The organism is Nostoc sp. ChiQUE01b (assembly GCF_034531255.1).
Taxonomy (GTDB): Bacteria; Cyanobacteriota; Cyanobacteriia; order Cyanobacteriales; family Nostocaceae; genus Nostoc.
The window spans coordinates 184,522-196,395 of the sequence record NZ_JAVRBM010000002.1; the positions used below are offsets into that span (position 1 = coordinate 184,522).

General features: G+C 38.6%; 9 protein-coding genes. All 9 read left to right on the forward strand.

The annotated features are described in order from the left end of the window. The first annotated feature begins 54 nt into the window (after positions 1-54). The 9 genes from RMY63_RS02455 to RMY63_RS02495 all read left to right on the forward strand — a co-directional run bounded on the left by RMY63_RS02455 (position 55) and on the right by RMY63_RS02495 (position 11,738). Complete coding sequence (locus RMY63_RS02455; protein ID WP_322727169.1) at positions 55-447, forward strand: GtrA family protein; 393 nt, start codon at positions 55-57, stop codon at positions 445-447. 48 nt (positions 448-495) lie between these two features. After that, the gene (locus RMY63_RS02460) at positions 496-1,467 is read left to right on the forward strand and encodes a glycosyltransferase family 2 protein (protein ID WP_322727170.1); all 972 of its coding nucleotides are present in this window, start codon (positions 496-498) and stop codon (positions 1,465-1,467) included. Between the two features lie 7 nt (positions 1,468-1,474). Further along, positions 1,475-1,921, forward strand: a complete 447-nt coding sequence (locus tag RMY63_RS02465; RefSeq protein ID WP_322727171.1) for an FdtA/QdtA family cupin domain-containing protein — start codon at positions 1,475-1,477, stop codon at positions 1,919-1,921. Beyond that, on the forward strand, positions 1,918-3,063 hold the full coding sequence (locus RMY63_RS02470; RefSeq protein ID WP_322727172.1) for a DegT/DnrJ/EryC1/StrS family aminotransferase: 1,146 nt from the start codon (positions 1,918-1,920) through the stop codon (positions 3,061-3,063). Before RMY63_RS02465 ends, RMY63_RS02470 begins: the two co-directional genes overlap by 4 nt. A 56-nt stretch (positions 3,064-3,119) precedes the next feature. Beyond that, positions 3,120-3,881 carry a class I SAM-dependent methyltransferase gene (locus tag RMY63_RS02475; RefSeq protein ID WP_322727173.1) on the forward strand — a complete coding sequence of 254 codons (762 nt, stop codon included), beginning with the start codon at positions 3,120-3,122 and terminating at the stop codon, positions 3,879-3,881. Between the two features lie 129 nt (positions 3,882-4,010). Next, entirely contained in the window at positions 4,011-5,672 is a 1,662-nt protein-coding gene (locus RMY63_RS02480) for a glycosyltransferase family 39 protein (protein ID WP_322727174.1), read from the forward strand. 1,836 nt (positions 5,673-7,508) lie between these two features. Continuing rightward, a complete protein-coding gene (locus RMY63_RS02485) occupies positions 7,509-7,775 on the forward strand; it encodes a hypothetical protein (protein ID WP_322727175.1) in 267 nt (88 codons plus the stop codon). A 124-nt stretch (positions 7,776-7,899) separates the two neighbouring features. After that, complete coding sequence (locus RMY63_RS02490) at positions 7,900-9,039, forward strand: PepSY-associated TM helix domain-containing protein (RefSeq protein ID WP_322727176.1); 1,140 nt, start codon at positions 7,900-7,902, stop codon at positions 9,037-9,039. A gap of 50 nt (positions 9,040-9,089) precedes the next feature. Beyond that, positions 9,090-11,738, forward strand: coding sequence for a TonB-dependent siderophore receptor (locus RMY63_RS02495; RefSeq protein WP_322727177.1), 2,649 nt, complete (start codon positions 9,090-9,092; stop codon positions 11,736-11,738). The last annotated feature ends 136 nt before the right edge of the window (positions 11,739-11,874 follow it).

The following is an 11,874-nucleotide window of genomic DNA, read 5'->3' on the forward strand; positions in this document are numbered from 1 at the left end:
CAGTCAGCTCGCCAGATATCTAGCAACAGGATGAGTTTTTCTTGAATTAAGCTTATGCATTATCCTTCAAAAACGTTTGTAAAGTTCCTGATAGTAGGGGCAATAAATACACTTTTTGGCTACTTGATATTCACTATATTAATTTTACTAAATATCCGCTATGAAAGTGCAGCTTTAATATCAACTATGTGTGGAGTATTATTTAACTTTAAAACTACTGGTCTCATCGTTTTTAAAAATAAAAAAAACACTTTAATTTTTAAATTTATAGGAGTTTATGCTATTATTTACTTATTACAAATATTTTTATTAAAACAATTTTTAAATCACAAAATTAATATTTTTATAGCAGAAGCTTTAATTTTACTTCCTCTCGCATTATTATCATATATATTAAATAAAATATTTGTTTTTTCAAAAGGTAAAGAAGACAAAGAACAAATGTAAATTATAAAAATACTGTTTGCAAAAGGAAAAAATACGGAGGGCTTAACATTGACTTATATTTCTGTTGTCATACCTGTCTATAAAGCTGAAGATTCTCTACATGAGCTGTATCAAAGGTTAAAATCATCTCTTGAAATGATTTCTCAAGACTTTGAGATAATTTTAGTTGAGGATTGTGGAGGCGATCGCTCCTGGGAAATCATACTAGAATTAGCTAATAAAGATCCGCGAATTAAAGGAATTCAATTTAGTCGCAACTTTGGTGAGCAATATGGTATTACAGCTGGCTTAGATCACTGTAATGCGGAGTGGGTTGTAATTATGGACTGTGACTTGCAGGATCGTCCTGAAGAAATTCCTCGTTTATATGCTAAAGCACAAGAAGGCTACGATATAGTATTGGCTAGGAGAGGTAAGCGAAAAGACCCTATTTTGAAGCGCCTTACTTCCTGGCTATTTTATAAAGTTTTCAACTATCTAGCAGATACTAATTATGATGGACAAGTTAACAACTTTCGTATTGTTTCTAGGAAAGTAGTAGACAGTTTTCGTGTCTTGCGTGAACAACTAAGATTTTTTAGTCTTTTGGTACAGTGGATTGGTTTTCCCACTGCTAGTATTGACGTTCAACATGGTAGTCGTTTCACCGGAAAAAGTACATACACCTTTAAGAAATTGTGGAAACTGGGAAGCGAAACTTTAGTTGCTTATTCTGATAAACCTCTGCGATTATCAATCAAGCTGGGTTTCTTAATATCTTTCCTAGCTTTTCTATATGGCACTTATACTTTTATTAATGCCTTACTTTATGGAACAACCGTTACAGGCTGGACTAGCCTGATTGTTTCTTTGTATTTTCTCTGCGGAATTATTATTGCTTTTTTAGGAATCATTGGTCTTTATTTAGGTAAAACTTTTGATGAAACAAAAAGAAGACCACTATATATCATTAGACAATATTCGGATAGTAAGGACAGCAGTGCATCAAGGTTATATTTAAGTAACCGTTCAGGGAGGTAACGAGACAATGAAAGTTACAGGCGATTTGAAAGAAAATCAGACTAGCATTCAGCAATATCGATTGATTGATTTGCCGAAAATTACTGATCCTCGTGGCAATTTGACTTTTGTTGAAGCGAATAAACATATTCCTTTTGAAATCAAAAGGGTTTTTTATGTTTATGATGTGCCTATTGGTGCAGAAAGAGCCGGACATGCTCATCGCAAGTTACAGGAATTTTTAGTGGCAATATCAGGTAGCTTCGATGTAAAAATCAATGACGGTTATCAAGAGAAAAAATATCACATGAGCTGTTCACACTCTGGTCTTTATTTAGACTCGATGATCTGGTGCAAAATTGATAATTTTTCGCCGGGAGCGGTTTGTATGGTTTTGGCATCAGATTTCTATGATGAATCTGATTATTATCGCAACTACAAAGATTTTATAAAAGCTATAAAAGGCAGAGGATGAAAATATCGTTTCTTGATTTAAAGGCATCTTGTTTAGAAATAAGACAAGAATTAGATGAAGCCTATAGAAAATTTTTAGAGTCCGGCTGGTACATTCTTGGGCAAGAGTTAGAAGCTTTTGAAGCAGAATTCGCCTCTTATTGTAATGTGCAGCACTGTATTGGTGTGGGAAACGGTTTGGATGCACTATATCTCATATTAAAAGCAATGGATATTGGCTTAGGTGATGAGGTAATTGTTCCAGCCAATACTTACATTGCGACTTGGCTAGCAATTTCTCATGCAGGAGCTACACCAGTTCCTGTAGAACCTAATGAAAAAACTTACAATATTGAACCAAAGAATATTGAAACAGCAATTACTTCTAAAACCAAAGCCATCCTAGCAGTTCATCTTTACGGTCAACCTGCTGATATGGATTCGATTAACGAGATTGCTACACGATATGAACTTAAGGTAATTGAAGATGCTGCACAAGCTCATGGCGCACTTTACAAAGGTAGAAAAGTTGGTAGTTTAGGAGATGCAGCAGGCTTTAGTTTTTATCCAACTAAGAATCTGGGAGCATTAGGAGATGGTGGAGCAGTAACAACAAATGATGGTGAATTAGCAGATAAAATTAATCTGCTGCGAAACTATGGCTCTCGTGTGAAATATTTAAATGAAATTAAAGGTTTTAACAGCAGGCTTGATGAATTACAAGCTGCCTTCTTAAGGGTGAAGCTAACTAGGCTTGATGAGTGGAATGCTCGCCGTGCTTGGGTCGCTAACCAGTATCTTGAAAAACTTTCCAGCGTAACAGATTTAACTCTACCTTTTGTTCCTGCCTGGGCAGAGCCAGTATGGCACTTGTTTGTAGTACGTCATTCAAAGCGTTCTGATTTCCAGAAGCAGCTGAAAGATTCGGGAATTGGCACTTTAATTCATTATCCTGTTCCACCTCACTTATGTGATGCGTACATAGAAGAACAGCATTTAGGCAGTTTTCCTATTACAGAACAAATGGCTAAAAATGTTCTGAGTCTACCGATAAGTCCTCATATGACTAGTGAAGAGGTCATGAGAGTGATAAGAGAATCTAATGTATCTTTAATGAAAGATACGACTACTACACTGAAAACTTCTTCGCTTTCGTACAACTAGCCGCTACTATTATCTGTTTTAAACGCTTTTGAGAGAAGTTCTACTCCCATTCACTTATGAATATAAACGAGATCGAATACCAAAAGATGGCCAAAATAGAGGAAAGTCTTTGGTGGTTTCGAGCGCTCCATGAATTGGTACTCGCTGCACTTTTGAAGTTATCGAACGATAAAGGACTTACGATTCTCGATGCAGGTGCAGGAACGGGAGGACTGCTCAACTTTCTGAAGCAACATGGATACTATCAGCTTCGTGGATTTGATATATCTCCCTATGCTATCGACTGTGCACGAAGGAAGGGTATCTCGCTTGAGTTTTGTAGCCTACAAGAGATGTCACAACAAATTGCGCCTCAATCTATCGACCGTATTATCTGTAATGATGTGCTCTACTTTCTCTCTCAAACCGAGCGAGAAGATGTTGCTCGTCAGTTTTACAACGCGCTAACTCCAAACGGATATGTACTCTGCAATCTTCCTTCAGGACAGGCATTTCGTGGTATTCATGATGTAAGTTGGGGTATCTCGGCGAGAGTAAATCAAAATGACATTCCTACGTTTTTCCCCTCTCATCTGTTCTCAATACACACAACCCTGTTTTGGCCTTTTCTCCTTTCTCCACTTATTTATATCGTTCGGACTGCACAACGTATTCGACTGCGATATGGAACAAAGACGATCTCCTCTGATACCTCATTACCTCATTTCGTTATTAACAAGATTTGTTATCAGTTAACAGCGTTTGAAAACAGATTTTTTTCATACAAGCCTTTTGGAAGCTCTCTATTCATTGTGGCTCAGAAACGTCTATTATCGTAAATGACGCCTAATGTGATTAGGAAAAAAGCGGGAGAAGTAAGTTTTAAGCTAATCGGCATTTAGAGAAAAATCCAAAAACTCAAAGGTCTTATCTCAAAAAAACCTCGTTTTTTTGAATGGAGCTGGAAAATGTCTTCAACTTATTTTCGATTTAGATCAAGACTTATAAGCATTCGACGGTATTTACCTATATTGGTAATTTTGGGATTGATGACTCTATTTTTTGTTACTGGGATAATAGGAATAAATTTTGGACAAGGCTGGGACGATGAGTATCATTATGAAACTGTCAAGTGTTCCCTAAAGTCAAGAATTCTTCTTCCATGTATTGATAACCCAGAATTTGAGTTTGCTAGATCTCAGGATAAGGCTTTTTATGACTATCCGTCCTTTTGTTATTTACTAAGTTTAATTTCATACGTATTAGGTGACGCATTCCAACATATCTTCTTAAATTCACATACATATCTTTCAATCGAAAGTTTTAGGCTTATAGTTCGCCCTGCATTTTTAGCATTATCTTGTTGCAGTGGTTTATGGTTATATTTGTCTCTTTCAAAAACTAGTAAAATTGCTGCAATAATAGCTACAGTTATACAGTTACTTTCATGGGAATTTGCCTATCATTCCAGATGGATAGCACCTGATGCCGTGATGGCTCAATTCTGTGCGCTTTGGTTGATGGCACTAGCAAGATCTGAAAATTCTGTTTATCGGCTTCGGTGGCTCGCTTTCGCAGCTATAGCTGCTGGTCTTGCAACTGCCACAAAATACACTGCTGGTGCATTACTACCTGCTACTATTTTCTTTCTCTGGTTTACAAAATCTCAAACTCTAAAAATAAGAAACTTTCCTGTCAAGACGGCAATTACCTTACTAATTTTGTTTTTGATAACTTTTATCATTATTACTCCTGGCGCGATTTTGCAGCCATTAGAGTTTATCAAAGATGTAAGGTATGTGATGCACCATTATAGTTCCACTCACACTATTGATTTTGGTGTTGCTACATATGATATTCACGATGGAGCTTTGGTATTTGCAGCTCGGTTATGGGAATACATCAGTTTTGCCTTAATTTCTCATATACCTTTGCTTTCATTCCTGCTGATGCTAACTTCATTAGTTGGCTTGACTCATCTATTTAGAACTAAAAGACAAGTTTTGGCTATAACTATAGCGGGTATTATACTTTTCTATACTTACTATTTTTCCAGTAATACTGTAGTTTTTATAGTGCGAAACTATCTATTTTTACTTCCGTTAATTGCTTTTTTAATCGGCAATGGAATTGAACGGATGTTGAACCATTCTAGATTGGCACGTTTTTTAGCACTTGTTTTGCTCATTACCACAATCACCCTACATTCTTATAATTTGATCGACTCGGCTTTGAGTATTAGTGATAGCAAGAGAAATGATTTAACATTTTTAATAGATCAATATATCAAATCACATTCTAATGAGAAGTTTGCTCTTTCAAAAAGCCTCCAGAATGCTCTGAAATCTGAAAAGTTGCCCAACGTAGTTAAACCAACAGAAGCTGATACTTTTGCTTACAGTGCTTTCGAGCTTCTTGTATTGTATGAAACAATAAAATTAAACGATTATCCGTCCACACGTCATAATACTTTTAAATGGTTAGGATCTCGTGAATTAAATTTGAACTACTATGCTGTTTGGGAGGCTCGAGATAAGATTTTACTAGTTCCGATGAAAGATGCTGATAGAATGGGTTTAACAAGCGTTTTAACCGAAAATTCTCTACCTGTAAAAAATTCTGGTACTTAGGCAGCAACGCCACGCAAAAACACTTTAGCATTGCGTTTGTTGCCAATTAAAGTTATCATCTACGACAAATACCAATCGTCGCCAGCCTAAAGGTACATAAAGCGCTCATCTGAGGAGAAAAAGTGTTATTTACGGGGTCTTGCGGCTTAGTATTTGTATTGCTGTGCTATCTAAACTAATCTCCTGCATTGTTAATGTATTGATTTACAATGCGATCGCATCGACTTTTTATTTGTTATCAGTTCAGATACAACTCTGACACACAGATGCTTTCGCTATCACTACGACAAGAAAAAAATAGTGATTTATATTTGGATAAATCAAATAAATATCTAGATTATTACAACTATTTTCATTTATCCTTGATTAGATTATCAAGAATTAGTGGCTTTAGCAGTAGGCCATTTATAGTAAGTTAATATCAAAAAAAGAAAACCCATAATCTAAGTTTATTAAAAATAATATATTTAGATAGATGACATTGACTACAAGGTTTGACGCATCTCTCTCCAGAGAGTGATGAAAGAGGGTTAAGTAAGTCGGCGCGAAAAAACCAAACTAAGTAAAGATATGCTTGTTGGGCTGCATGTACTGATGGATGGACTCCCCAGACGAGTGGGCTGGATTAAATTAACAACTGTGGAGAATAATAACCTTAGATCATAATTGTGATATTTTATACTTATATGTCTATTTTTTTAATCTTTACTACTTGAATTCTTACTTTAACATCTATCAAAAGTGAGAAATTGTTTAAAGTGCTGAAGATTGATAGCTCCTCAACTTATTGATAATAATTATTTATAAATACTTGCTTGCTAAATTGTACAGGTTGGCATTATTGTTAAACATTAAGAGGTACTAAAAACCTTGCCATCGTTCGAAAAAATTTAAATTTAGCATTGAGAAAGTAAAAATGGTGTTTTTTCGGAATCACCAATACTGCTTTAATTAGTATAAATTCTGTCTTCCATTATATTCCTCTGCATAGTTCCCCAGCTGGCATAAAGTATGGTTGTACTTATAGGGTACATTTTTGTGTACGAATAATGTTTATCTGTTAGCAGGAGATAACTATAGGACTACTATTTGATTTTTGAAAAGATACGTAGGGTGCGTTAGCGCAGAAAGTACGGCACCGAATTCTTAAGAATGGTGCGTTACGCAAAACGCTAACGCACCCTACTGGACTGTTTCAGCTAATTTGGTGCATTAGGAAAAAACAGAAAACATTGATTTATTTCGAATTTCTCAAAAATCTATTGCCCTATTTTAGCTGAAACAGTCCACTACAAATACCTAATGTTCAAAAATCAAACCGGATTCCTATAGGAGAGATAACTTTGTAGTCACTAAAGCAGCTATTAACCCAAGTTGCTAGTTATGATATTCAGGCGAATCTAACGGTGGTTGAGTTACGTACAGCCAGTGCTTTGCTTTGGCCGATCTCATCATTGTGACAAATCTGTAATTCATAACCCGCAACTTTGGGTTATTACATATTTTAATTACTCAGTACTAGCTTCAAAACCCCTAACCTATCAGGAAAAGTCCAAAAAAGTAATGTAACTTGATCGCGCTGCTTTTAGCCTAGTCTTGGTTTATACGATTAGGTACAAGATATTAAAATATGACTTGACACCAACCAGTTTTTTGTATGAATTAGTACTAATCAAGACCAGTAATATTGTTGAAATTTTCCTTCGATTGTGTAAATTATTATTTGTTTCTATTTCATTAAGCTTGCTTTTTTAATGCAAATAGATTTCAATACTCTTTAAATGCTAGTATATGTCAACTAGATATTGAGTGGTGTAACGGAGTCAGAAAACAATAATGAAGTCTAAACAGTTTGTTCTCAGTCTATTGGTGACAAGTGCGATCGTGGTGTTGGTGACAGAACCTACTAGAAGTGAGGAAATATCATCATTTAAAGTTTATAAGAGTACAGTGTCCACCGATGCTAAGGAAGACTTTACTCAACAAACAGGCCTAATTACCAAAGGACAGACTGTTGAACCAATCCGACAAATTCGGCAAGTAAGTGAGATAGAGAATCCAGCCAAGAGCGACCAATTGTTATTAGTGCAGTCACCAACATAATAAACAGCGTCTTCCCAAAAAATCGTGCAAGTTTACGATTATCAGATTCAGTAACCGTGTGGTTTTGCTCACTTTGATTTCTGCTGCTTAATATGCTGTTGTTTTTGCTCAAGTAGTCTCTACCATGTCCGCGAAAAAGCTCCGTCATCTGACCTTTATTCTGCATCGCATCTTGGGTTTTGCGATCGCATTGATTGCAATCATAGTTGGCTTAACTGGCAGCCTGATCGTTTTCCAGGGCGAAATCAATGAATTTCAATTGCATCAACAGCTTGGCACTATTATTCCCCAGGGCAATCGCTTATCGTTGGAAGTTATCCTAGATTTTGTCAAAGCCGCCTATGCCAACCAGCCTCAAATGGCATTGCAAAGGGTTTATTTCCCAACTCAACCGGATGATTTCTTTAATGTCGTGATCTCAATTCCGGGCAACGATTGGGTAGGAGTCTACCTTAACCCTTATACGGGGGCAATTCTGGGCGACAGTCTGCATCCCAACGCCGTACAGCGCTTTATCCAGATTATTTATGAACTTCACACCTCATTGAAATTAGGCGATCTGGGTTTACAGATTGTTGGCATCGTGGGTTTAGTGGGGTGCATCGTTGTGATTACGGGAATCATCTTGTGGCCTGGTTGGCGCAAGCTGATGGCAGGTTTCAAAATTAAGTGGGATGCCCACCCCAAGCGGTTTAACTTCGATCTACACAAGGTATCTGGTATTACTACCGCCATATTTTTACTGTTCACATTTTTCACTGGATTTGCCTGGAATTTGGGCTATGTTGACCCTCTGATTCGTACCATTACCTTCAGTCCATCGCTGCCTGAGCTTGTTTCTGTGCCGTTAGCAAATCAATCTCTCCGACCATTCAGCCAGCAAATAAAAACCGCTCAACTTGCCCTACCCGACGGAGCATTGCGGAGCATTGACTTAACGACAGATCCGAAAGCGCCTTTGCGATTGCGGATGAAGCTGCCTCAAGAGCGGGAGGAATACGGTATGAGCAATGTCTATCTGGATCAATATAGTGGTCAGGTTTTACGAGTTGATAATTCGTTAAAGGCATCATTAGGCGACAAGATCCTCAATTCTTTCGAGCCACTGCACTACGGCACCTTCGGTGGCTTACCTACCCGCATTCTCTACATCTTCGTTGGTCTGGCTCCGTTAATTCTATTTATTACTGGCTTTGTGATGTGGTGGTATCGCAAACCCAAGCAGAAAGATGATTATTCTCATAAACGGAGTTATATAAACTAATTCTCAAATAATCGGCTTTGTTTTAAGAAGTACTATTAGGTGTGTGGAGTATGAAACTGTTGCGTAGGCGTAGCCCGTTGTTCGCGGTAGCGTCTCTGAAAGAGAAGACATCGCTGTTTATTTCCTGTTTTTTTATTGCTGTGATTATACAACCAGCCCAGGCAAAGGAAGTAACTGAAATTCCTCGTGTACAGGAACTAAACCGTTCCGCAAGAACAGTCAAAGAATGGTTAGCTCAGATAGAACAACAGAACCCTCTTGACCAAGGAGGGAAACAGGAGAGTGAAATTGTACAAGTTACCTCAGTGAAAGCAAATCCCACCGATAAAGGTGTAGAGGTGATTTTACAAACCTCGAAAGGGCAACAATTGCAAGTAGTGAATCGCAGTTCGGGCAATAACTTCATCACTGATATTCCCAATGCCCAACTGCGTTTACCATCGGGTGATGCATTCACGTTTCGCTCAGAAAAACCAATTGCAGGTGTTAGTGAGATAACGGTAACAAACTTTGACGCTCAGACTATCCGGGTGAGTGTGACGGGGGAAACAGGCGTACCAATTGTCGAATTGTTTGACAGTCCAGATGAGGGTATTATCTTCTCTGTGGCTAGTTCTACATCTTCTGCACAACAGCCGCAGCAACAACCTCAAACGCAACCACCAAGTCAGCCAGAAACTCAGACACAACCAAGTCAACCTGCCTCTGAGAGCGATGAACCGATTGAACTGGTGGTGACGGGTGAACAAGATGGATACACTGTGCCAGACGCGAGTACTGCAACTCTAACTGATACACCTTTACGTGATATTCCTCAGTCGATTCAGGTGATTCCCCAGCAGGTAATCAAGGATCAAGGAATCACGCGGATTGTGGATGCGGTTCGCAATGTATCTGGTGCTCAGATCGGAGCAGGCTATGGCAATGTTTTCGGTGACGTCTGGATTCGCGGTTTTTACGCTGAACCCTTAGTAGATGGGTTTACTGGTTTACTTCCTGCTAATGGTGCCAACATTGAACAGGTAGAAGTACTCAAAGGCCCAGCTTCAGTGTTGTATGGAGAAGGAGAAGCGGGTGGTCTGGTCAATTATGTGACGAAAAAACCTTTAGACACCCCCTATTATTCTGCTAGTTTCACGGCTGGCAGCTACGATTACTACAATCCTACAATCGACTTGTCTGGGCCACTCACAACTGATAAAAAGTTATTGTATCGGTTGAATGTTTCCTATGAAAATTCTGGCAGCTATCGGGATTACATTGAAAACGATATTTTATATATCTCTCCGGTTCTTAGCTACAAGATTAGTGATGCCACAACCCTAGACTTCACCTATGAATATCTGAATTCTAAACAAGGGTTCGACCGGGGCTTTATATTTATACCACCAGCACCCTATTTTACGTTGCCCAGAAATCGCCTGTTAAATCAACCCGATGATTTTTCCAATAATGAAAGCCATCGTCTCGCGCTAACACTCAATCAGCAGTTTGGTGAAAATTGGCGGCTGAGAAGCAGATTTTCTGCACAATTTGATCAAGGTAGTGAAAAAGTTACCCAAGTCGGCGGGGAGCTTTTAGAGGATGGTCGGACATTGACGAGAGGGCAGTTTGGTAGTGGACCGAATTATTCACAAAATTATGCTCTGCAAACCAACTTGATTGGTAAATTCAATACGGGTGCGATCGCCCATCAACTGCTGTTAGGTCTGAAGTGGCAACGGAATTATCAAGATGTCAACAACAGTTATGATATTGATTTCCCTTCGATAAATATTTTTGAGCCAAACTATAACGTTCTACTTCCGCCAATTCCATATAGCCCGTTTAATAGCTCAAGTAACACCATAGGAATTTACCTGCAAGACCAGGTGACATTGTTGCCCAATCTGAAGTTGGTTCTAGGCGGGAGATATGACTTTCTTGACACAAGCAGTGAAAATTTCAGCAACCCTGACGAACCGCAAAAGTCTAGTGCTAACTCTCATGCCTTTTCACCGCGTGTAGGCATCGTTTATCAACCCATCGAACCGATTTCGCTGTACGCCAGCTACAATCGCTCTTTTGTAGGCAACTTAGGGACTCTAAAAGCAGGCCGGATTCAAATAGAGCCTTCGCTCGGGACACAGTACGAAGTCGGCATCAGAGCTGAACTATTTGAGAAACGACTTTCAGCAAACCTCGCAGCATACAACATTACCAAAACAAATATCCCCACTACAGACCCTAACGACGATGAATTCTCAATCGCAATCGGAGAAGTGAAAAGCCGAGGAATTGAACTGGATGTAGCCGGGGAAATTTTACCGGGTTGGAAAGTGATTGCCTCTGGTTTTCTCAATGATGCTTATGTTAGTAAAGGTTATGAGGAACTTCCCGAAGGTCGCCATCTGACAAATGCACCCTATCATGGCGCGAGTTTATGGACAAGTTATGAATTTCAAAAGGGGAACTTGCAAGGATTACAGTTTGGTGCAGGATTGTTTTTTAAAGGCGATCGCACTGCCAACATCGATGATCCGTTTACTCTACCGTCTTATGTCACAACCGATGCCTTAATCTCTTACAAACGGGATAATTGGCAAGCTGCGCTCAACTTTAAGAATATCTTCAATGTTAAATATTACGAATCAAACGACTCTCTTGTCTTCCCCCAAGCACCATTTACCCTACAGGGCACAATTTCAGTGACCTTTTGATTCCACCCTAACGCTCTCCTTTTAATCTTTTGGAACTAGATAGTTATTTCCACCTTGCTGCACTAGTAGAAGAGATCCTGTCTTAAAACTATCAAAGAAGCTTTGAAATTAACTGATAGTTAATCACCGCAAATCT

Bases quoted from the DNA above. Each gene is read 5' to 3' on its own strand.
- RMY63_RS02485 (WP_322727175.1), top strand. From the start codon at position 7,509: ATGAAGTCTAAACAGTTTGTTCTCAGTCTATTGGTGACAAGTGCGATC.
- RMY63_RS02490 (WP_322727176.1), top strand. From the start codon at position 7,900: ATGTCCGCGAAAAAGCTCCGTCATCTGACCTTTATTCTGCATCGCATC.
- RMY63_RS02475 (WP_322727173.1), top strand. From the start codon at position 3,120: ATGAATATAAACGAGATCGAATACCAAAAGATGGCCAAAATAGAGGAA.
- RMY63_RS02480 (WP_322727174.1), top strand. From the start codon at position 4,011: ATGTCTTCAACTTATTTTCGATTTAGATCAAGACTTATAAGCATTCGA.
- RMY63_RS02465 (WP_322727171.1), top strand. From the start codon at position 1,475: ATGAAAGTTACAGGCGATTTGAAAGAAAATCAGACTAGCATTCAGCAA.
- RMY63_RS02470 (WP_322727172.1), top strand. From the start codon at position 1,918: ATGAAAATATCGTTTCTTGATTTAAAGGCATCTTGTTTAGAAATAAGA.
- RMY63_RS02495 (WP_322727177.1), top strand. From the start codon at position 9,090: ATGAAACTGTTGCGTAGGCGTAGCCCGTTGTTCGCGGTAGCGTCTCTG.
- RMY63_RS02455 (WP_322727169.1), top strand. From the start codon at position 55: ATGCATTATCCTTCAAAAACGTTTGTAAAGTTCCTGATAGTAGGGGCA.